The following is a 21,687-nucleotide window of genomic DNA, read 5'->3' on the forward strand; positions in this document are numbered from 1 at the left end:
TCATGGGCAAGCACATCGTGGTGGGTTCCGGCCAGGTCGGCACGCATCTGGCCACCAAGCTCCTCGCCCGGGGACACGACGTCACCGTGGTGAGCCGCTCGGGCCGCGGCCCGGACGGCACCCTCAAGGTGGCCGCCGACGTGGCCGACCAGGCCCGGCTGATCGAGGTCAGCAAGGGCGCGGACGTCCTCTACAACTGCGTGAACCCGCAGTATCACCGCTGGCTCACCGACTGGCCGCCGATGGCCGCCTCCTTCCTGGCCGCCGCCGAGGCGACCGGCGCCGTGCTGGCGATCCTCGGCAACCTCTACCCGTACGGTCCGGTCACCGGCCCGATGACCGAGGACCTGCCGCTGGCCTCCACCAACCCCAAGGCGAGGGTCCGGGCGAAGATGTGGGACGACGCCCTGGCCGCGCACCGGGCGGGCCGGATCCGGGTGACCGAGGTGCGCGGCTCCGACTACTTCGGCCCCGGCGCCACCGACCAGTCCCACCTGGGGGAGCGGTTCCTGCCCGCGCTCAGGGCGGGCAGGACCATCTCGCTCGTCTGGCCGGCCGACATCCCGCACAGCTGGACGTACCTGCCTGACGTGGCGGAGGCGCTGATCGTCGCGGGCGGCGACGAGCGCGCCTGGGGCCGGCCCTGGCACGTGCCCACCGACGCGCCGATGACCTTCCGTCAGGTCGGCGAGCGGATGGCCGCGCTGCTCGGCCTGCCGGCGCCCCGGATGCGGACGCTGCCCTGGCCGCTGGTGCGGGGCCTGGGGCTGGTCTCGCCCATGATCGGCGAGCTCAGGCACGTCCGCTATCAGTTCGTCGCGCCGTACGTGCTCGACTCCTCCGCCTTCCAGCGGACCTTCGGTGTGGCGCCCACGCCCATGGACGCGGCGCTGAAGGCTACGCTCGGCGCATGAGGATCGGCATGATCGGCCTGGGTGACATCGCGGAGAAGGCCTACCTCCCCGTGCTGGCCGCCCAGCCAGGCATCGACCTGCACCTGTGCACCCGCGACGGCGGCACGCTGGACCGGCTCGGCGAGAGCTACCGGGTGGCCGGCCGTGCCACGTCCGTGGCCGAGGTGATCAAGGCCGACCTGGACGCGGCGTTCGTGCACGCCGCCACGGTGGCCCACCCCGAGATCGTCGAGGCGCTGCTCAGCGCCGGCGTGCACGTCTACGTCGACAAGCCGATCGCCGACAACCTGGCGGACTGCGAGCGGCTGGCGCGGATGGCCCGCGAGGAGCGCAGATCGCTGATGGTCGGCTTCAACCGCCGCCACGCCCCCGGCTACGCGGAGCTCGCCCGGCTGCCCCGCCACCTCGTGCTCATGGAGAAGAACCGCCGGGAGAACCCCGACATCGCCCGCCGGGTGGTGTTCGACGACTTCATCCACGTGGTGGACACGCTCAGGTTCCTGGCGCCGGGACCGGTCACCGGCACCCGGTTCCGCACCCGCACCGGCGACGGGCTGCTGGAGCACATCGTGCTGGAGCTGTCCGGCGACGGCTTCACCGCCATCGGCGTGATGAACCGGGCGAGCGGGGCGAGCGAGGAGAGCTGCGAGGTCATGGGCGGGGGCGTCAAGCGCCGCGTGGTCAACCTGGGCGACGTGATCGACTACGCCGGCGGCGAGGTCGTCACCCGGCGCCCCGACTGGGTGCCGGTCGCCCGGCAGCGCGGCATCGAGCAGATCTGCCTGGAGTTCCTCGCCGCGGTCCGCGACGGCCGCCTGATCGGCGCCGACGACGCGCTGGTCAGCCACGCCATCTGCGAGGAGATCGTCAGGGCGAGCTCGCCTGCCTGAGCCGCATGGCCCGGTCGGCCTCGTGGTACATCCGGGTGAAGGACTTGCCGCCGAGCCGGGTGACCACGGTGAAGCCCTTGGCGTCCTTCAGCGGGCTGGAGGAGGAGACCACCCCCGCCACCTCCTGACCGTAGACGGCCGGGCCGCCGCTGCCGCCCGCCGCGGCGTGGCAGTTACGGGTGACGAGCACCCCCGGGCCGCGCACGGTGCCCTCCACCGCGTCGCCCACACAGCGATACATCCGGGTGCCCGGATACTGCTTCCCCTTGGGATAACCGAGCAGCTCCAGCCCCCGCAGCGCGGTGCCCTTACCGGTGGCCAGCGGGCGCAGGCCCGGCCCCGTCACGTCCTCCAGCGACCGCCGCGCCGCGGTCGCCACCCCGACCAGCCCCACGTCGTACGGCAACAACTCGGCGGAGTACGACCGGCCGCGCCAGCGGGCCGGCGCCCACGTCCGCACGGCCGGCCAGACGCCCAGCGGCGGGCTGCCCCGGTCGTAGGCCGGCAGGAAGGCGAGCTGCCGCAGCAGCCTGCCCTCGTGGTAGAGGCAGTGCGCGGCCGTCAGCACCAGGCTGCGGCTGCGTGAGCCGAGCACCGTGCCGCCGCACATCAGATGCGTGCCGGTGACCGGGTCACGCCCGACCAGCACCCCGGTCAGCCGCCGCGCGCCGGTGAAGGGGCGGGACACGGGGGCGTAGCCGAGCCGGTCGCCGTCCGGGGTGAGCACCTTGTCCGACGGGATGTTGCGATGCGAGACCTCCGTGACGGCGGTCGGGTCGAGCAGGGCCAGAACGAGCACCAACCTGAACACCTACCCATTTCTAGCAGGGAACGATCACCTCTTTGACCTGCGACATCAGTATTTACCGAAAGCCCGTAGAAAGCCCTGGCGTTCAGGCCGGTGATGGATGCGGTTCCCGTCAGGGGATGGCCCGCCGGTAGGCGGGGCGGTCAGGAGCGCGGGGCGCGGGCTACGGATGGTCATGTTGGTCGGCGTTGTCGGTTGCTGTATGCCGTGTCGGTATGCGTCTGGCGTGGCCATGAGGGTGGCCGTTAGTATGTTCGAATTCGCGGAACGTGTGCGATCCATTGCACACTGTTAGTGGTTACGTTCGTGTAGTCAGGGAGAGGGGTGGTGTTCGGTGAAGTTGCGCTACAACTACCGGTTGTATCCGGACACGCCCCAGCAGGCAGCTTTGGCTCGGTTGTTCGGGTGTGTCCGGGCGGTGTGGAACGACGGGCTGGCCCGGCGTAAGGCCGCGTGGAAGGCCGACCGGGCGCGGATCGGCGGCACGGAGTTGCAGAAACTGTGCATCACCGCCGCGAAGCGGACCGCTGAGCGGGAGTGGCTGGGGCAGGTGTCGGCGGTGCCGTTGCAGCAGTCGCTGCGGGATCTGGACGTGGCCTACGGCAACTTCTTCGCCTCGGTGTCGGGCAAGCGCAAAGGCCCGAAGGTGGGGTTGCCGGTGTTCAAGTCGCGGCGTGATCGTCGGCAGTCGGCCCGGTTCACCAGCACCGCGTTCAGGCTCCGCCCCGGAGGTGCTGGGGATGCGTTGTATCTGGCGAAGATCGGTGAGATCGAGGTGCGGTGGTCGCGTGAGCTGCCCGCTCCGCCGTCCAGCGTGACGGTCGTCAAGGACGCGGCGGGCCGGTATTTCGCTTCCTTTGTCGTTGACGTGCCGGACGACGGCCAGACCTTTCCCCGCTGTGATGCGCAGGTCGATGCGGTGACGGGGATCGATCTCGGGCTGGCCCACTACGCGGTCACCTCCGACGGTGAAAAGATCGCGAACCCCAAATGGTTGCGCCGTCGGGAGCGCAAGCTGAAGAAGCACCAGCGCGCCCTGGCGCGTAAGAAGAAGGGCAGCGCCAGCCGGGCCAAGGCCCGCATCAGGCTCGCCCGTCAGCATGCGAAGGTCGGCGACGCGCGCCGGGATTTCCTGCATCAGGTCAGCACCATGATCGTCCGTGAGAATCAAGCGGTGGCGGTCGAGGGTCTGGCGGTGCGGGGCCTGGCGCGGGGCAGGCTGGCCAAGAGCGTCCACGACGCCTCCTGGGGCACCTTCCTGCGGCTACTGGAAGGCAAAGCCGCCCGCTACGGCCGCGCCTTCATCTCCATCGACCGCTGGTATCCCTCCTCCCAACTGTGCCCCTGCTGCGGCCACCGGATCGGGAAACTCGCCCTGGACGTCCGCGCGTGGGACTGCCCCTCCTGCGGCGAACACCATGATCGTGACATCGCCGCCGCGCTCAACATCCTGGCCGAAGGCATCCGCCTGAAGGCCCAGAAGACCCTGAACGGCCTGAACGATTCGAACGGCCTGAACGACGTGGGGTCGGTGAAGGATGTGGCCGCCGGGCTGGCGGACACCCGAAACGACTGTGAAGGGCAGGTAAGACCAGGCAAGGCGATCCCGAACCTGGCCCCGCCCGAAACCTCCACCGCGCACGCGGCGTAGAAGCAGCAGTAAACACCCCGCCGTGAGACGGGAGAATCCCCGTCATTCATGGCGGGGAGAAGTCAAGAGCAGAGGGCGCGCGTCTGGTGGGCTTCCGCGACGCGGCCGACGGCGATGACGTGAGCCGCCTGGCGCAGTGTCAGGCCGCGCCGTGCGGCCAGGGCGGCGACCTCGGCGTAGGTGCTCTCCATCAGGTGCCGCATGCGCTGCTCGGCCTGCTCCTCGCTCCAGGAGGAGGCCTGCATGATCTGCACCCACTCCAGGTAGGACACGATCACGCCGCCGGCGTTGGCCAGGATGTCGGGCACGACGGTCGTGCCGTTGGCCGTGAGGATCTCATCCGCCTCGGGCGTGGTGGGGCCGTTGGCGGCCTCCACGACGAGGCGGGCGCGCACGTGCGGCGCGTTCGCCTCGGTGATCGCGCTTCCGAGAGCCGCCGGCACCAGCACGTCGACGTTCAGCTCGAACAACTCGTCGCGGCCGAGGGCGTCGGCGTGCCGGTAACCGAGGACGTGGCCCGACTCGGCCACCCAGGCGCGCAGGCCGGCGAGGTCGAGCCCGGCGGGCGCGTACACGCCGCCCGAGGCGTCGGAGACGGCGACGACCTTGCAGCCGGCGTCGGCGAGGTACTGGGCGGTGAGCGCGCCGACCTTGCCGAAGCCCTGCACCGCCACCGTCACGCCGTCCGGCGAGCGGCCCAGCGCGGCCAGGGCCGCGATCTGGACGCCGCGCGAGGTCGCGCCGGCCTGGCCGGGCGAGCCGCCCGGCGGCACCGGCTTGCTGGGCAGCGTGTGGCCGGCCTTGCAGCTGTAGGCGTCCATGATCCAGGCCATGGTCTGTTCGTCGGTGCCGACGTCCGGGGCCGGGATGTCGTTGTCCGGGCCCATCATCGGCAGGATCTCGTTGACGTAGCGGCGGGTCAGCCGTTCCAGCTCGCGGCTGTCGAGCGTGGCCGGATCCACGGCCACGCCGCCTTTGGCGCCGCCGTACGGGATGTCGGCCAGGGCGCACTTCCACGTCATCCACATGGCCAGCGCGGTCACTTCGTGGATGTCGGTGCCGGGATGAAACCGCAGGCCGCCCTTGGCGGGGCCGCGTGAGACGTTGTGCTGGACCCGGTAGCCCTGGACGATGTCCATGCGGCCGTCCTCGCGGCGGACCGGGACCGAGACGGTCAGCGAGCGGCGGGGCGTGCTGAGCATCGTACGGAGCCCGTCGCCGAGTCCGAGATGGTCGGCCGCCTGGCCGAGTTGGTGGAGAGTGGAGTCCAGGGCCTGGCGGCCGGGTGTGATCTGGGCCGGCGTCGTTGACGGCACCATGACGCTCATGAAGAGGTCCTCCTGTAATGGACGCCCTATATTTGGGTAAGGCGCCTTTGCCTAAGACCCATTTGGGCGTACTTGTCGTGATCAGACTAGAACGGGGTGTTGGTGTTGCCTAGGGGGCTCTTGCCGTCGATGAGGCGATATGCGGTCATTGGAAGTCAAGCCACCGATCTAGGTGTCCTGAACGCGACACTCTGGCAAGCTTGTGGCCCCATGGGTGCCGAACTGTCAAACCGGGGGGTGTAATGCCCGCACTGGTGATCGGGCCGATGTTGCGCTATGTGGATTCTGCCAGCGCCTCGATCTTTGTGGAGACCGAAGAGCCCTGCGAGGTCACCGTGGAGGCCGACGGCAGGCCGTACAAGTCGCCTACCTTTACCGTCCACGGTCACCACTATGCGATCGTCGACATCACAGACCTTTCCCAGGATGCGACCCCCTATGCCGTGAAGCTGGACGGCGAGGAGGTGTGGCCGCTCGAAGGGCGGCCACCCAGCCGGATCCGGCTGGTCCCCCCGGAGGGGCCGGGCCGGATCGCGTTCGGGTCCTGCCGGACCAGCGCGCCGCACGACACACCGCATGAGATCATCCACGGGTACGACATGCTGCGCTCCCTCGGCTGCCATCTGTCGCAGGGCGACGGCGAGCTGGGGCCGGATCTCCTGCTGCTCCTCGGCGACCAGGTCTACGCCGACAACCCCTCGCCCGAGATGCTGAAGTTCATCCACGCCCGGCGCGACAGCGAGCCGAAGAACGAGATCGCCGACTTCGAGGAGTACGCCGAGCTCTACCGGCAGGCGTGGACCGACCCCGACATCCGCTGGCTGCTCTCCACCGTCCCCACGGCGATGATCTTCGACGATCACGACCTGCGCGACGACTGGAACACGTCCATGACCTGGCGTGAGCAGATGGCCGAGACGAGCTGGTGGCAGCGCCGGGTGGTCGCCGGACTCGGCGCGTACTGGATCTACCAGCACCTCGGCAACCTCTCGCCGGCCGAGCGGGCGGAGGAGCCGTTGCTGCGCGCGTTGCTGGACGGCGGCGGCGACGGCGCCGACGCTCTCGACGCCTTCGCGGCGCGGGCCGACGCCGACACGACCAGCAACCGGTGGAGCTACTCCCGCGACCTCGGCCACAGCCGGCTCATCATGATCGACACCAGGTGCGCCAGGCAGCTCACGCCGGGCGACCGCCGGATGCTCGACCCGCTGGAGTGGGCCTGGCTCGAAGAGGAGGTCGCCAAGCCCGCCGACCGGCTGATCATCGGCTCGTCGATCCCGTTCCTGCTGCCCGAGGGCGTGCACGGGGTGCAGAACTGGAACGAGGCGCTCTGCGACGGCGCGTGGGGCCGCCCGGTGGCGCGACTGTCGGAGAAGCTCAGGCAGGCCGTGGACCTGGAGCACTGGGCGGCCTTCAGGCGGTCGTTCGAGGAGCTGTCCAGGATGCTGATCAGGCTGGGCAAGCCGGTGCTGATCCTGTCCGGCGACGTGCACTACTCCTACGTCTCCAAGGCCCGCACCGGGCCGGTCTACCAGGTCGTCTGCTCGCCGATCCGCAACCCGCTCAGCCGGACGCTGCGCTGGGCCAACGTGCTGACCCAGTTCGGCGTCGCCACGCTGATCGGCGGACTGCTGGCGCGCTCGGCCAAGCTGCCGAAGCCGCCGTTCAGATGGCGGGTGATCAAGGGCCCGTGGTTCCAGAACGCGGTCGCGATGCTCACCTTCCCCGGCGCGGAGGCCACCTGGTACGACTCCACCGGCGACGACATTCGCGAAGTCGGCTCGGTGAAACTGGAGTGAAATAGTCGGAACCGGATCCTGCCGTGCGGTCAAGAACAGGGTGACCGCATGAGAGAGGACCGACGACGTGGTGGCTGTTCACGAAGTGTCCGATACGGACGACTCAACGCTCATCGGGCGTTCGTTGGACGATCCGGAGAGCTTCGCCGCGCTGTTCGACCGGCACGCCGACGAGATCCACCGCTACGCCGCCAGACGCCTCGGCCCGGAGACCGCCGAGGACGTCACCGGCGAGGTGTTCCTGGTCGCCTTCCGGCGCCGTGCCCGCTACGACCGGACCTGGCCCGACGCCAGGCCCTGGTTGTACGGCATCGCCACCAAGGTCGTCGCCCAGCACCGCAGGACCGAGCGGCGGCGCAACCACGCGATGGCCAGGATGGCCGGCGCGGAGCGGCCGGGCTCGTTCGACGAGCGCAGCGTGGAACGGGTCACCGCCGAGCAGCTCCAGCCCAGGCTGGCCCGGGCACTGACCCTGCTCAACGCGGCCGAGCGGGACCTGCTGCTGCTCGTGGCCTGGACCGACCTCACCTACGAGGAGGCGGGGATCGCCCTCGGCGTGCCGGTCGGCACGGTGCGGTCCCGACTGCACAGGCTCCGCGTGAAAGTGCGCAGGGCACTCGGCGGTAACCACCCCTTCGCAGAGGAGCCCCAGGATGGATGACGAGTTCAAGGACTTCGTGGACGGCCGCCCCGCCGTGCCGCCGTACCGGCCGGAAGCCCGCGCGCAGGCGCGGGAGCGGCTGCTGCGCGAGGCCCACCGCGGGTTTCGCCTTCCCCGGCTGGGCTGGCAGGCCGTGGCCACCTTCGGGGTGACCATCACCCTCGTCGGCGGCGTGGCGGTGGCCCTGGCGGGCCAGGGCGGCGGACCGGAGGGAACCTCGACCGCCGGTACGGTCAACCGCACCGCGGCGCAGTACTTCCCCGAGCTCCACCCCAAGCCGGGCCAATTCATCCTCATCGAGTCCGACACCATGTACGGCGCGACCGTCGGAAGGGCGGACGGGGAGCCGACCCGTCATCTGTACCGGACGCACCGGAAGATCTACCAGTCGGCCGACGGGCAGGCCCCCGGGCTGCTGCTGATCGATGGCCTGGAGCCGAAGCCGTGGCCGGGGGAGGAACTGCCGGCGGACGCGCGCCGGTCGGAGCCGTCCTTCCGGTCATGGGTCGCGCCCTGTCCCGGCCGGCGGGACGACTACTCCTACCTGAGCACGCTGCCCGCCGACCCGAAGCGGATGCGGGAGCGGTTCTACCAGGATGATCCGGGCGATCGCAACGCGGACGAGATGGCCTTCGACGCGGCGGGTGAGCTGGTCAGGGAGACGTACCTGCCCAAGGCGCAGCGGGAGGCGGTGTTCGAGGCCATCAAGGCCATCCCCGGGGTCGAGGAGGCCCAGGGGGTCCAGGACTCGGCCGGGCGCTCGGGCGTCGCGCTCGGGCGGCCGATGAGCGGAACGCTCCACCAGCTCATCTTCGACCCGGAGACCCGCACGCTGCTGGGGGAGCGGGGCACGGTCGTGGACGCGAAGGCGGCCGGCGCGCCCGTGGGGAGCCTCGTCGCGCACACCGCCGAGCTCAGCGTCACGGTCGTGGACAAGCTGCCGGAGGTCAGCGGTGTCGACGGCGACGGCAGCTGCGCACCGGAGCCGGTTCCCGCCGAGCCCACCTCGTCGCCGACCGCGACGATGCGCCCCCAGCCGGACGACGAGCCCGTCGACGAGCCGTCGACGGCCGCGACGATGCGCCCCCAGCCGGACGACGAGCCCGTCGACGAGCCGTCGACGGCCGCGACGATGCGCCCCCAGCCGGATGACGGGCCCGTCGACGAGCCGTCGGGGGCCCGTTCCACCCAGGTGCCCGCCGGCTGGCCCGTCGATTCTCCTTCCGGCTGACCGCGCCGCGTACCGCGACAGGCCAAGGCCCGCGTCCAGGGGGACGCGGGCCCTACCCCGGGGGCGGGAACGGCCCGCGTCCGTGCCGTGTCAGGGCGCGGGCCGTTACCCGATGGGTCAGCGGAAGGAGTCGATCGCGTCGGCGAGCCGGTCGACCGCCCAGAGGAGGTCCTCCTCGGAGATCACGATCGGCGGCGCGAGCCGGATCGTGGACCCGTGCGTGTCCTTGGCCAGCACGCCGCGCGCCATCAGCGCCTTGGAGATCTCGCGGCCGGTGGCCAGGGAGGAGTCGATGTCGACGCCCGCCCACAGCCCGCGCCCGCGCACCGTCACCACGCCGTGGCCGATCAGCTCGCGCAGCCGGGCGTGCAGCACCTCGCCGAGCTTGGTGGCCCGGTCCTGGTACTCGCCGGTGTTGAGCAGGTCGATCACGGCGTTGCCGACGGCGCACGCGAGCGGGTTGCCGCCGAAGGTGGAGCCGTGCTGACCCGGCTTGATCACGCCGAGCACGTCCTCGTTCGCGGCGATGGCCGAGACCGGGACGACGCCGCCGCCCAGGGCCTTGCCCAGGACGTAGATGTCCGGCACGACGCCCTCGTGGTCGCAGGCGAACGTCCTGCCGGTACGGCCGAGGCCGGACTGGATCTCGTCGGCGATCATGAGCACGTTCTGCTCGGTGCACAGCTCGCGCACCTCGGTGAGGTAGCCGTCCGGCGGCACCAGCACCCCGGCCTCGCCCTGGATCGGCTCGATCAGCACCGCGACGGTGTTGGCGTCGATGGCCTCCCTGATCGCCTCCGTGGAGCCGTACTTCACGACCGTGAAGCCCGGCGTGTACGGCCCGAAGTCGGCGCGGGCGTCCTCGTCGGTGGAGAAGCTGACGATCGTCGTGGTACGGCCGTGGAAGTTGTCCTCCATCACGATGATGGTGGCCTTGTCCCGTTCGACCCCCTTGACCAGGTAGCCCCACTTGCGGGCGACCTTGATCGCGGTCTCCACGGCCTCGGCGCCGGTGTTCATCGGCAGGATCATGTCCTTGCCGGTGAGGTCCCCGAGTCCGGCGCAGAACCTGGCGAACTGGTCGTGGTAGAAGGCGCGGCTGGTCAGCGTCAGGTGCTTGAGCTGCTCCTGCGCCGCCTCGATGATCTTCTGGTTGCCGTGGCCGAAGTTCAGTGACGAGTAGCCGGACAGGAAGTCCAGGTAGCGCTTGCCCTCGACGTCGGTGACCCAGGAGCCGTCCGCCTCGTGGATCACCACGGGCAGCGGGTGGTAGTTGTGCGCGCTGCGGCGCTCACTGACCTCTATGAGTTCTGCGCTGGTGGTCATTCAGTTCTCCCCCCTGATCTCCAGTGTGCAGCACTTGGGGCCGCCACCTGCTTTGCGAAGCTCCGACAGCTCGACGGGGATCACCTCGTAGCCGCGCCGCTTCAGCTCCAGCTGAAGGTCGCCGGCCTCGGAGTTGATCACCACGTGGCTGCCGTCGCTGACCGCGTTGAGGCCGAGCACCTCGGCGTCGAGCGCCGTCGCGAGCACGGCGTCCGGGAACAGCCGGCGCAGCACCTCACGGCTGCCTGCGGAGAAGGCGCCGGGGTAGTAGGCGACGTTGCGGCCGTCGAGCGGGAACAGGGCCGTGTCCAGGTGGTAGAAACGCGGATCCACCAGTGACAACGAGACTACCGGACGGCCGAGGAACTCCTGTGCCTCGTGGTGCGCGGCGCGGTCGGTGCGAAAGCCCGTGCCCGCGAGGATGACGTCGTCGAGCGCGAGGAAGTCGCCCTCTCCCTCGTTGACGTGCGTGGCCTGCAGCGTCTCGAACCCGCGCTCGGCGAACCAGCGCAGGTAGGCGGGCCCCTCGGGGACCCGCTGGGGGAAGGCGAAGCTGGCGCCGTAGACCCGGGCGCCGACGACGAGCGCGCCGTTGGCGGCGAAGACCATGTCCGGCAGGCCCTCGATCGGGTCGATCAGGCTCACCTGGTGCCCGAGGCTCTCGTACACGGCCTTGAGACCTTCCCACTGGCGGAGGGCGAGGTCGCGATCGGAGCCGGCTTCGGGATGCATCCACGGGTTGATCGCATACTCGACCGTGAAGTGGTCGGGGCGACACATCAGGAAGTGTCTGGGCATGCAGGGCTCCGGAGTTGTGCGTAGTGAAAGGTCCTCACAGCAGGGGACGGATACAGCCTAAGAAGCGGCGTTGTCGCAGGTAAGAGGGCGGTATTGCGTGTATGCGAGGTTCTGTTGCGAGTCTCAGCCGGGGACCGGCGATCCGTTGCGCGGCTCCGCCACCGCGCTCCCGGGAGGGCTGTCGACCAGCCTGGACAGCACGATCGAACTCTTCGTCCGCACCACGAACGCCTCCGCCGCGATCCGCTCGATCACCCGCTCCACATGGCGTACGTCGGTCGCCCGGATGTGCAGCAGCGCGTCCGCCTCGCCGGTGATCGTGGCCGCGCCGACCACCTCCGGATAGCGGGCCACGGCCAGCGCGATGTCGGACGGCTTGGTCTTGCCCTGGCAGAACAGCTCGACGTAGGCCTCGGTCGTCCAGCCGAGCGCCTGCGGCGCCACCCTGGCGCTGAAACCGGTGATCGCGCCGGTCACCCGCAGCCGATCCACCCGCCGCTTGACCGCCGACGCACTCAACCCCACCTGCTGGCCGATCTCGGCGTAGGTCGCGCGGGCGTCCTCGACGAGCGCGGCGATGATGTCACGGTCCAACCGATCCAGTTCCACGCGCCCTGTATACAGCCTCGCCCGTGTGGCGCGCGACGATCTGAGCACGCGAGACTGGGCGCTACGCACACCGGCCGGAAGGTTCCCGAAGAGATGAGCAGAACGAAGTTCCCTGAAGACTTCGTGTGGGGCACGTCCACGTCCGCCTACCAGGTCGAAGGCGCCAACGGGGAGGACGGCAGGGGCCCTTCCATCTGGGACTCCTTCTCCGACTCCGGGGCCGCCTGCGACCACTACCACCGCTATCCCGACGACGTGCGGCTGATGAAGGACCTGGGCGTGGGCGCCTACCGGTTCTCGGTGAGCTGGCCCAGGGTGCTGCCCGAGGGGGCCGGCCGGGTGAACCCGGCGGGGCTGGACTTCTACGACAAGCTGGTCGACGAGCTGCTGGGTGTGGGGATCAAGCCGTACGTCACCCTCTACCACTGGGACCTGCCGCAGGCGCTGGAGGAGCGCGGCGGCTGGCCGGAGCGGGACACGGCCTACCGGTTCGCCGACTACGCGCAGGTGGTGCACGACCGGCTGGGCGACCGGGTGGGCACCTGGCTGACGCTGAACGAGCCGTGGGTGGCGGCGTTCATCGGCCACGCCGCAGGCATCCACGCGCCCGGCAGGAAGTCGGCCGCCGACGCGTTCACCGCCGCGCACCACATGCTGCTCGGGCACGGGCTGGCGGCCCGCGTGCTCCGCTCGGCGGGCGCCGCCGAGGTCGGCGTGGCGCTCAACTTCGCCCCCGTGCTGACCCCCGGCCAGGTGACCGACCCCGGCAGGAAGCTGTCGGAGGAGGACGCCGAGGCGGTGGACCGGATCGACCGGCTCATGCACGGCCAGTTCCTGGAGCCGATGCTGCGCGGCCGCTATCCGGACCGCCTCCTGGAGATCGTGGACAGGACCACCGGGCTCGGCCATGTCCGCGACGGGGACCTGGAGATCATCTCCCAGCCCATCGACCTGCTCGGCGTCAACTACTACGCGCCCTGCGTGGTCCAGGCCCAGCCCGGTGAGCCGGCCGACCCCGCCTATCCGGGCAGCGAGAACATCCTGTTCACCACCGTGCCGACCGCCGTGACCGCCATGGGCTGGGCCATCGTGCCGAGCGCGCTCACGCTGCTGCTGGGCCGTCTGTCGCGGGAGTACCCGGACCTGAACCTCATGATCACCGAGAACGGGGCCGACTTCGCCGACACCGTGACCGGCGACGGCGTCCACGACACCGACCGCGTCAGCTTCATCGAGGAGCACCTGCGCGCCCTGCTGGCCGCCGTCGAGGAGGGCGCCAAGGTGCGCGGCTACCTCGTCTGGTCGCTGCTCGACTGCCACGAATGGGCCGACGGCTACCAGCGCAGGTTCGGACTCGTCCACGTGGACTTCGCCACCCAGCGGCGGATCATGAAGGACAGCGCCCTGTGGTACCGCGACGTCATCAAGCGCGGCGGGCTCGGCGACGACCGCCTCAGACGTCCCACGCTGGAGACCGTGGCCGCGCGCGCCCACGTCTCCCGGGCCACCGTCTCCCGCGTGATCAACGGCGAGCTGTCGGTCAGCGCGGACGCGCGCGCGAAGGTACTGCTGGCCGTCAAGGAGCTCGGCTACGTGCCCAACGCGGCGGCCAGGAGCCTGGTCACCCGCCGCACCGACACCATCGCGCTGGTCCTGTCCGCCCCTGGGCAGCGCGGCGACGCCCTCACCGCCGCCGTCGTGCACTACGTCACCAGCGTGCTCGAAAGCGCGGGCAAGCGGATCACGCTCATGCTCTCCGACACCGCCGAGAGCCACCGGCGCATCGTCCAGCACGTGGAGGCCGGGCTGGTGGACGGGGTGATCCTGCTGCCGGCGGACGACACCGACCCGCTGACCGAGCGGCTGGCCCGCACCGACGCGCCCCTCGTGCTGCTCGGCAAGCCCGCCGTCACCTCACTCGTCCCGTACGTGGACGTGGACAACGTGGCGGGGGCCGCCGCCGCGACCGAGCACCTGCTGCGCCAGGGGCGCCGGCACATCGGCATGGTCTGCGGTCCCACCCAGCTCGTCGCCGTCCAGGACCGGCTCACCGGCCATCGCGAGGCCCTCCAGCGGGAGGGCCTGCGGCCGCACGTGGCGCTCGCCGGCCTCGACGGGGAGTCGGCGGTGGCGGCGACCGCGCGGCTCCTGCACGACGCGGGCCGCCTGGACGCGATCTTCGCCAGCAGCGACGAGCTGGCCGCCGGCGTCCTGCGGGCGGTCGAGGGGATGGGCCTGCGGGTGCCGGCGGACCTCGCGGTCGTGGGCTTCGGCGACGTGGCCGCCGCCTCCTGGACCAGCCCCGCGCTGACCACCGTACGCGTCCCCGTCGCGGGGCAGGCCAAGGCGCTGGCCAGGCTGCTGCTGTCCAGGCTGGAAGGCAGGCCGACCACCTCGGTCGTGCTGCCTGCGAGCCTGGTGGTCCGCGACAGCGGCTGAGCGGACCCTCGCGGCGGGCGGCCCGGCGGTTAGCATCGAAGGACAGCCCTTCGCTGGAGGCCAGATGCCCCTCTTCCGCCGGCACAAGGACGAACCCATCGACCCCGGACAGGTCGCCCGGATCACGCCCGCCGTGGCGTACGACGGCGACCTCTACCACCTGCCCGACTGGGCGGCCCGCCGGCGCGAGGAGCGTGAGCTGGGCCGCGGGCACGCCACCGACGGCCAGATCGACACGCTGACGCTGCAGACCGGCAGCGTGCCGCGCTTCCAGGAGCTGGAGGACGAGCGGCTGGGCGAGCTGGCCGAGATCGAGAACCTCACCGAGCGGGAGATCCAGCAGGCGCGCGCCGCCTTCGAGACCCAGAAGATCAAGCTGGCCGAGTCGCAGCGCGCCTTCACCGACGCCCGCGCGGCCCTGGACGACACCCAGCCGCGGGTCGCCGAACTGGAGCAGCCCAGCAGGCGCGCCGGCGACGGCCGGCCCAGCTCGATCGCCCTGTCCGGCAGTCGCTGGCCCACCGTGCGCCGCTGGCTGCCCGCCGCCCTGCTGCTGCTCCTGCTGCTGATCGTCGAGGTGCCGATCCTCTATCAGGTGATCCTCAGCTGGGGCGACAGCGTCGCGATGACCGCGCTGCTCGCCGCCGGCACGGCCCTGATCATGCTGGTCGCGCCGCACATGTACGGCAGGGCGTTCCGGTCCTGGCAGGAGCACGGCGGCTCGGCGCGAGGGCGCTGGCTGCTGACCGTCGTGGCGCTGGTCTGGCTCGGGCTCATCGTGGCCGTCGCGGTGCTGCGCAGGGACGCCCTGGTCAAGCCGCTGATCGTGGACGGGCAGGCGATCGGGCCCACCTCCGAGGGAGTCGGCCAGTTGCCGACGATGATCCTCCTGCTGGCCCTGCTCATCGCCACCGCGCTGATCGCGGCGGACCTCGGCCGCCGGATGCACAATCCCAACGACGTCCGGCTGCGTGAGCTGCGCGCCAAGCGGGACGCCGAGGCGCGGGCCCTCGCCGCCGCCCAGGCCGTCTATCAGCAGGACGCCGGCCACGCCGAGAGCATCGCCCAATACCTGCAGTCCGCCGACCGGCGCGGGGCGGGCCGGCTGCGGCAGCTCGACAGCGGCTTCGACAGCCTGGCCACGGCCTACCTCGGCGGGGTGGTGGAGGGGCTGCGCGATCCGGAGGCCGCGAGCTGGGCCGAGCGGATCGTGGTCAGGCGCCGCGACGCGGGTGCGCGCGGCGCCTGACTCGTTCGCTGAAGCCGGTGAAGCCGGTGAAGCCGGTGAAGCCTGAGCCGGTGGCCCCTGCCAGTGGGGCCTGCCGGTGGAGCCTCAGCCGGTGGGGCCTCAGCCGGTGGGGCCTCAGCCGGTGGGGCCTCAGCCGGTGGGGCCTCAGTTGGTGGAGAAGGTGAACCAGTTGACGTTGACGAAGTCGGCCGGCTGGCCGCTGCTGAACGTCAGGTAGACCGTGTGCGTGCCGGTCACCGGCGACATGTTCGCCGGTACCGTCCGCCAGCTCTGCCAGCCACCCGTGTTGGCCAGCGCGAACTCGGCGACCGGCGAGGCGGTCGGGCTGCCGAGCCGCACCTGTACGAGCCCGCTCACCCCGGCGCCCGCGCCGGACGCCACCCTGGCCTTGAACTGCGTGGCGGCCTGGCTGCCGAAGTTCACGCCGTCGAAGCGGAGCCAGTCGCCGTTGGCGATGGCGCCGACGTTCCGGCCGCCGTCGGTGTCGGTGGTGTTCTCCGTGAAGGTGCCCTGCTGGGCTTGGTGGTTCTCGGCCTGGATCCGGGATCGGGCGTCCACGTTGCCGGGCTCGGGGTCGGGATCGGGGTCAGGGTCGGGATTGCCGGTGCCGCTCTGCCACACGGCCACGTAGTCGACGACCATCGGGTTCCCCGGCACGGTGGCCGCGGTCGGCGTGGCGCTGCCGGCCACGCCGTTCGGGAACGCGCCGCCCATGGCCACGTTGAGCAGCAGGAAGTAGCCGGCGTGGCCGGTCATGTTGTTCCAGGTGGCCGCGTCGAACCGGGACTGGCTCAGGCTGTGGAACAACTGGCCGTCCACGTACCAGCGCAGTTGGTTGGGACTGACGCTGCGGTCCCACTCGAAGCGGTAGTTGTGGAAGGCGGACTGGCAGGTCGAGCCGGGGCAGGCGCGGCTGGCACCGAGGCCGTTGAACTCGTCGCACGGGCCGGCCGGGGCGACGCCGCAGTGCAGCACGGCCCACACGGAGTTGAGGCCGTTGACGTTCTCCATGATGTCGAACTCGCCGATGCCGGGCCAGTTCCAGTAGCTGCCCCGGTAGGGGGAGCCGAGGGCCCAGAACGCCGGCCAGTAGCCGGCGGCGGCGGCGCCGGTGACGTTCGGCATCTGGATGCGGCCCTCGATGCGCAGGATCCGGCCGTCGGCGGGCTTGAAGTCGCTCCGCCTGGTCTCGATGCGCGCGGACGTCCACTCGCCCGAGGAGCTGCGGCGCGGGGTGATGCGCAGATTGCCGGAGCCGTCGAGGCCCAGGTTGGTGGAGTTGGCGGTGTAGTTCTGGATCTCACCGGTGCCCCAGTTGTCCGGGCCGCCGGGGTAGTTGTGGCCGGTGTCGACGATCCAGTTGGCCGACGACGGGGGCGAGTTCGCCGGGCCGTTGAAGTCGTCGGCCCAGACCTGGGACCAGCCTGAGGGGGTGGCCGGGACGTCGGCGGAGGCGCTCACGGCGCCGTGGACGAGAAGGCCGCTGAGGGTGATCACCGCCGCTGCCATCGCCGCGAGCCGCCTGCGGCCCGCCGTTCCTAAGGGTCGTAATGTCATCGCTGCTCCTGGGGGATGCGGAGGCGGACGAGCAAGAGAGCGCTCTCTCACGAACGTAAACACATCAGTTAACGCGTTGTCAACGATCCGCACGGCGCTGTCGACCGTGGCGTGAAGGTCGCGCGGCGCGGCTGGGAGAGCGCTCTCAGTTGCCTACAGCAGGTCCACCGAGGTCGCCCCGGCGTCCTGCAGCGCCTGCTTCCAGAACGCCTCCAGCAGCGGGAAGCGGTCCGGCCCCGAGGTCTTCTCCCGCAGGAACCCGTGCACCGTCACGGCATAGCCGCTCAGATCGGGCAGCAGCCGGGCGTCCAGCAACTCCTTGATCTTCCGCTGCCTGGCCGCCTCACTGAGGTCCAGCTTGCCCAGGTCCAGCTCGCCCCGGTTGTTGATCAGATCGCTGAACACGATGATCTGGTGCGCCCGGTCCGGCTGCCGTCGCGCGTCGGCCTGCTTCACGACATACCGCAGCGCGCCCAGCACATCCGACCCCTGGCCCTCGGCCGGGCAGTCGAACAGCTTGACCGCCCGCGGCAGCACCTCGGTGCCCCGGTGCTGACGGATCCGCTCCTCGACGACCGGATTCGCGTTCGGGTTCTCGGCCGAGGTGGCGGCGAGGGCCACCGGATCCTGGCGGCACGAACTGCTCTCCGAACTGCCCGTCACGGCCGCGAAGGCGACCCAGTCGCACCCCTCGGCGAACGCGGGCAGCTTCGAGGTCACGTCCTTCCTTGAGGTGTCCGGATCGGCGTAGGAGGTGGAGTCCACCACCACCCCGCACACCGCCCTCGCCTCCGTCCCGCACCCGGCCACCCCCGCCGCGACCAGCACCACCACGCCACCCGCCGCCACCCCACGCCACCTACGCACGCCCATCGCCCTTCCCGCCGCCGTCGTGATCCTTCGGGGGAGACCCGCTGCCGCTGTGGTCCTTCGCGGCCCCTTGATCCCTTTCTCCGCCCTTTTCAGACTCTTCCGGTACGTCCTGCTCGATCGCCGGCACCGGCGTGGCCGACAGCCGTTGTGGGGCGAGGGAGAGGCGCGGGCCGGACCGTACGGTCGGCAGGACCTCGGCGTGCCACACCTCGATGCGCTCCTCCACCTCGTGCAGGATGCGGCCCATCTCCTCCCGGCCGGAGACGCCCGCCGGGGTGTCGCCGGCGGCGTTCATCGCGATGACCTCGCCCTTCCACAGCGACGGGATCTCCTCCCGGCGCGGATGCGCGCGCAGCACACCGCTTCGGTAGGCGGCGATGAGCTGCTCGGCCCTGGCGTGCAGCGCCTCCACGGCGTGCTCGCGCTCGATCAGGGCGCTCTCCCACTCCTGGCCGAGCTGCGCCAACCGCGCGCGGGCCTGCCGTACGGTCTCCCCGGCCGCCGTCAGCTCCCGCCGCCGCCGCGCCTCCGCCCGCCGCCACCGGGCCTCGGCGATGGAGATGAACGGATCATCCTCGCCCCCGGCGTGAGCCGCCTGCGTCTCAGCGGCCGAGTCGGACCCGTGGTGGGGGAGGCGTGCCTGCGTCTCGGCGGCCGAGTCGGACCCGTGGTGGGGAAGGTGCGCCGCCGGCTCGGCGGCGGGCCGTAGGTGGCCGTTGGTGGGTGAGGAAGGGCGTAAGTCGTGTCGGCTCAGCTCGCGCATGATCGTCTGCTGGGCACCCAGCGCCCGCTCCAGCAGCGCGGTGCGCCTGACCGCCAGTTCCCTGTCGACCTCGGTGATCTGCTCGCGAGCCCGGGCGCGCACCTCGGTGACGTAGGCGGGCTGACGGTCCGGGTCGGTGAACTCGTTCAGCGGGTGCCGGCGCGCGTCCCGCATGCCCTGCCTGCGTGCTTCCTCCCGCTCTGCCAGTGGATCGCTCCGCCTGAACAGCCGTGACAAGAACGCCATCCGCGTCTCCCGGCTCCCGGGTGCCCTGAATCCCCAGACTAATCGGTCACATCCGGCCCCAAGCGGCTGTCGCCGCCCGGAAAACGCACGAAGCCGGCCGCCCCGGAGGGCGGCCGGCCACGTGCGTGAAGGGGAAGTCGGCGGAGCTAGGCCTTCTCGGCCTCGCCGGTGGCCTGCTCCATGACCTCTTCGGGAGAGGCCTCCAGGTCCTGCTCGGCGTCCGCGCCGGCCTGGGCGGACGCCTTGTCCAGGCGCACCCAGCTCGTCACGCTCTCCACCGCGAACAGCACGAACAGGTAAGCCGTCAGCACCGCGAGCACCGGCGTGACCCAGCCCAGCGCGGCGCCCAGGCCGATGATGAGCAGCCGGAGCTCCCAGCCGAGCCCGGCGTGGAACACCCAGGCCGGCGGCCAGATGCTCTGCCGGGTGCGGTAGACGGTGTCGTAGGTGTGGTAGCCGACGACGTACACCAGCACGAACAGCAGCCACTTGGGCGCGTCGGCCGCCAGGCCGATCACGATGATGGTGAGGAACTCGGTGCCGCGCAGCAGCGGCGGGGTGAGCCAGTCGAGCCGGCCGAGGTGGTCGCGCGGCGCGGTCGGCAGCACCAGCAGCACCACGATCAGCGGCGGGACGAGCAGCATCGGGCCGGGCTGGAGCAGCCCGGTGGCGCTGACCGCGATGACGGCCAGCAGGGCCGCCAGGGCGGCGGGGACGGGGGGAAGGCCTTTGCCGAGCTTGTCGGCCACCGCGTGGACGAGCGGGCCGTCGTCGCGGTAGGCGAGCAGGCGGGCGGTCTGGATGCGCCGGCGCTCCTCGTCGGGGTCCGGCGTGGGGCCTGCGGCGGCCTGCGGTTGGGTGATCATGCGAGCGACCTCATGAGGCGTCCGGTCAGGGTGTATGTGGCGGCGACGGTGCCCCAGATCACCAGCGTGAGGAAGGTAATGCGGGCGTCGAAGAGGGCGGCGGTGATCGCGATGGCCGCGAACCGCTCGCCGATGGGGAACACGATCATCTTACGGGCCCAGTGGACGGCGCGGTACTTGCCGGCCTTGGACCACATTTTCAGCAGACCGCGGATGCCCTGCTTGCGCTCTTCCTTGCGGGCCACCAGGGCCTTGCGCAGGGCCCGGTCGTCGGCCGCGGTGAGCGGCAGCGTCGGCAACTGAGCGGGGGCCTTGCTGCGGCGGTTGGAGATGCCGAAGGAGAAGTCGAGCAGGTGGCGTACGGACTGCAGGCCGATGGCCGCCAGCGCGAGGATCCAGATGTCGTCGCTGTTGCCCGAGACCACCCAGCCGATGGACAGTCCGGCGAAGACGACGTACTCCTTGAACCGGTCGAACGTGGCGTCCAGCCACGCGCCCAGCACCCCGAACTTGCGGGCGTAACGGGCGACCTGGCCGTCGACGCAGTCGAAGACGAAGGCGAAGTAGATCAGCACCCCGCCCGCGATCATCCCGGGCCGGTCGCCGGTGGCGAAGCAGGCGGCGGCGGCGATGCCGAGCGCGATCGAGATCAACGTCACCTGGTTGGGCGTCAGGCCGCGCCTGGCCGCCCAGCGGGCGATGAAACGGGAGTAGGTGGAGACGAAGTAGGTGGTGAAGAAGCCGTCGGCGCCCTTGACCGCGTGGTTGAGCCGGGCGCGGTCCTCGTTCATGCCGGACATCTCGGTGCCGGCCTCGTTGGCCTCCTCCTGGGTGGAGACCCGGCGGAAGAACAGGTCGCGGCGGCCCCGGATGCCGACCGACACGCCCCTGCGGACCAGGCCGAAGGCGATGAGCTGCACCAGGTCGTCGCTCTCGCCGAACGTGTCGGCCATGTCGGCCAGCTCGCGGCAGGTCTCGGCCAGCACGGGGGCGTTGCGGGTGCTGATCTGCATCGGCCCGAGCAGCGCGGCGTTGGGCCTGGTCACCTTGTGGGTGGCGGTGCCGACGGACACCACCCGGGACTTGCCGATGCGGACGCGGACGGGCAGCCCTTCGACCCGGCTCATGCCGATCTCGGGGTCGGCCTCGTCGATGGGGACGGTCTCGGTGAGCTCTTGCTCTCCGGTCATCTGGCCGGCCGCCTCGTCGGCCGCCTCCTGACGTGGCTCCTTGGCGACGAGCACCAGCGCACCGCGCTTGGTCCTGTTGATCTGGTAGATCAGCTCGTCGTGGATGACCGAGTTCTCAGGAATGATGAACAGGTTCTCCGTCGCGGCATCCGCGACTTCGGCCAGGGCGCGCAGTGCGGCGGCCACGTCGCCGGTTTCGATCGTGGCGGGCCGCGGGTCCATCGTGAGGACCTGGCTGCGCAGTCGCTCGACGACGGTGGGATTGCCGGGAAGTGCGGCGAGCCTCAAGCCGGTCGGAGCGGTGTCGGGGCCGGGCGAAGAGCCCAGCAGGACCACGCGGGTCATGACTCCCTTTCGAGGCGGTAACGGGGGGTTGAACAACGGGCAATGGGGGACAGGCGTCAAAGTCTAGTGAGCGTTGCGGAAAGTCGCGTCACACCACAAGGGGTGTTGCACGAACTTTCTCCACTTTGGTACGGCCGTAGGATG

18 protein-coding genes are annotated in these 21,687 nt (G+C 70.9%); 8 read left to right on the forward strand and 10 right to left on the reverse strand.

Annotated features, from left to right (window positions below):
- Positions 1 to 2 precede the first annotated feature (2 nt).
- Entirely contained in the window at positions 3 to 914 is a 912-nt protein-coding gene (locus OHA68_RS25650; protein ID WP_327102508.1) for an NAD-dependent epimerase/dehydratase family protein, read from the forward strand.
- A complete protein-coding gene (locus OHA68_RS25655) occupies positions 911 to 1,804 on the forward strand; it encodes a Gfo/Idh/MocA family protein (RefSeq protein ID WP_327102510.1) in 894 nt (297 codons plus the stop codon). The genes OHA68_RS25650 and OHA68_RS25655 overlap by 4 nt, the downstream gene beginning before the upstream one ends.
- Here the strand turns inward: OHA68_RS25655 and OHA68_RS25660 are convergent.
- Positions 1,782 to 2,615 carry a trypsin-like serine peptidase gene (locus OHA68_RS25660; protein WP_189144935.1) on the reverse strand — a complete coding sequence of 278 codons (834 nt, stop codon included), beginning with the start codon at positions 2,613 to 2,615 and terminating at the stop codon, positions 1,782 to 1,784. The two genes, OHA68_RS25655 and OHA68_RS25660, sit on opposite strands and share 23 nt — an antisense overlap.
- A gap of 331 nt (positions 2,616 to 2,946) precedes the next feature.
- Between OHA68_RS25660 and OHA68_RS25665 the strand changes: the two genes are divergently transcribed.
- Positions 2,947 to 4,263, forward strand: a complete 1,317-nt coding sequence (locus tag OHA68_RS25665; RefSeq protein ID WP_327102511.1) for an RNA-guided endonuclease InsQ/TnpB family protein — start codon at positions 2,947 to 2,949, stop codon at positions 4,261 to 4,263.
- A 62-nt stretch (positions 4,264 to 4,325) separates the two neighbouring features.
- Here the strand turns inward: OHA68_RS25665 and OHA68_RS25670 are convergent, their stop codons facing one another.
- The gene (locus OHA68_RS25670; protein WP_327102512.1) at positions 4,326 to 5,591 is read right to left on the reverse strand and encodes a Glu/Leu/Phe/Val family dehydrogenase; all 1,266 of its coding nucleotides are present in this window, start codon (positions 5,589 to 5,591) and stop codon (positions 4,326 to 4,328) included.
- A gap of 242 nt (positions 5,592 to 5,833) precedes the next feature.
- On the opposite strand from OHA68_RS25670, the gene OHA68_RS25675 reads away from it, so the two are divergent.
- The 3 genes from OHA68_RS25675 (at position 5,834) to OHA68_RS25685 (ending at position 9,282) form a co-directional block, all read left to right on the forward strand.
- Positions 5,834 to 7,390 (forward strand): alkaline phosphatase D family protein, encoded by a 1,557-nt coding sequence (locus OHA68_RS25675; RefSeq protein ID WP_327102513.1) that lies wholly within the window; start codon positions 5,834 to 5,836, stop codon positions 7,388 to 7,390.
- A gap of 124 nt (positions 7,391 to 7,514) precedes the next feature.
- Positions 7,515 to 8,051 (forward strand): RNA polymerase sigma factor, encoded by a 537-nt coding sequence (locus OHA68_RS25680; RefSeq protein WP_327102514.1) that lies wholly within the window; start codon positions 7,515 to 7,517, stop codon positions 8,049 to 8,051.
- A complete protein-coding gene (locus tag OHA68_RS25685) occupies positions 8,044 to 9,282 on the forward strand; it encodes a CU044_5270 family protein (protein ID WP_327102515.1) in 1,239 nt (412 codons plus the stop codon). The genes OHA68_RS25680 and OHA68_RS25685 overlap by 8 nt, the downstream gene beginning before the upstream one ends.
- A gap of 117 nt (positions 9,283 to 9,399) precedes the next feature.
- Here OHA68_RS25685 and rocD read toward each other — a convergent pair whose 3' ends face one another.
- The 3 genes from rocD to OHA68_RS25700 form a co-directional block, all read right to left on the reverse strand.
- A complete protein-coding gene (gene rocD / locus OHA68_RS25690; protein ID WP_327102516.1) occupies positions 9,400 to 10,608 on the reverse strand; it encodes an ornithine--oxo-acid transaminase in 1,209 nt (402 codons plus the stop codon).
- Positions 10,609 to 11,406, reverse strand: a complete 798-nt coding sequence (gene ddaH, locus OHA68_RS25695) for a dimethylargininase (protein WP_327102517.1) — start codon at positions 11,404 to 11,406, stop codon at positions 10,609 to 10,611.
- 123 nt (positions 11,407 to 11,529) lie between these two features.
- Positions 11,530 to 12,015: an Lrp/AsnC family transcriptional regulator gene (locus OHA68_RS25700; RefSeq protein ID WP_327102518.1), complete on the reverse strand. Its 486-nt coding sequence runs from the start codon at positions 12,013 to 12,015 to the stop codon at positions 11,530 to 11,532.
- Positions 12,016 to 12,108: 93 nt separating this feature from the next.
- On the opposite strand from OHA68_RS25700, the gene OHA68_RS25705 reads away from it, so the two are divergent.
- Complete coding sequence (locus OHA68_RS25705; protein ID WP_327102519.1) at positions 12,109 to 14,454, forward strand: GH1 family beta-glucosidase; 2,346 nt, start codon at positions 12,109 to 12,111, stop codon at positions 14,452 to 14,454.
- Between the two features lie 64 nt (positions 14,455 to 14,518).
- Complete coding sequence (locus OHA68_RS25710; protein ID WP_327102520.1) at positions 14,519 to 15,703, forward strand: hypothetical protein; 1,185 nt, start codon at positions 14,519 to 14,521, stop codon at positions 15,701 to 15,703.
- A gap of 144 nt (positions 15,704 to 15,847) precedes the next feature.
- On the opposite strand, the gene OHA68_RS25715 is transcribed toward OHA68_RS25710, so the two are convergent.
- The 5 genes from OHA68_RS25715 to OHA68_RS25735 all read right to left on the reverse strand — a co-directional run bounded on the left by OHA68_RS25715 (position 15,848) and on the right by OHA68_RS25735 (position 21,543).
- A complete protein-coding gene (locus tag OHA68_RS25715; protein ID WP_189144945.1) occupies positions 15,848 to 17,260 on the reverse strand; it encodes a glycoside hydrolase family 16 protein in 1,413 nt (470 codons plus the stop codon).
- Between the two features lie 153 nt (positions 17,261 to 17,413).
- On the reverse strand, positions 17,414 to 18,133 hold the full coding sequence (locus OHA68_RS25720) for a vWA domain-containing protein (RefSeq protein ID WP_327102521.1): 720 nt from the start codon (positions 18,131 to 18,133) through the stop codon (positions 17,414 to 17,416).
- Positions 18,120 to 19,142, reverse strand: coding sequence for a hypothetical protein (locus OHA68_RS25725; protein ID WP_327102522.1), 1,023 nt, complete (start codon positions 19,140 to 19,142; stop codon positions 18,120 to 18,122). The genes OHA68_RS25720 and OHA68_RS25725 overlap by 14 nt, the downstream gene beginning before the upstream one ends.
- A 146-nt stretch (positions 19,143 to 19,288) precedes the next feature.
- On the reverse strand, positions 19,289 to 20,008 hold the full coding sequence (locus tag OHA68_RS25730; protein WP_189144948.1) for a DUF5941 domain-containing protein: 720 nt from the start codon (positions 20,006 to 20,008) through the stop codon (positions 19,289 to 19,291).
- Positions 20,005 to 21,543, reverse strand: a complete 1,539-nt coding sequence (locus tag OHA68_RS25735) for a CDP-alcohol phosphatidyltransferase family protein (protein WP_327102523.1) — start codon at positions 21,541 to 21,543, stop codon at positions 20,005 to 20,007. Before OHA68_RS25735 ends, OHA68_RS25730 begins: the two co-directional genes overlap by 4 nt.
- Between the last annotated feature and the right edge of the window lie 144 nt (positions 21,544 to 21,687).

The sequence above is a fragment of the Nonomuraea glycinis genome, from assembly GCF_035920485.1.
In the GTDB taxonomy this organism is placed as follows: domain Bacteria; phylum Actinomycetota; class Actinomycetes; order Streptosporangiales; family Streptosporangiaceae; genus Nonomuraea; species Nonomuraea glycinis.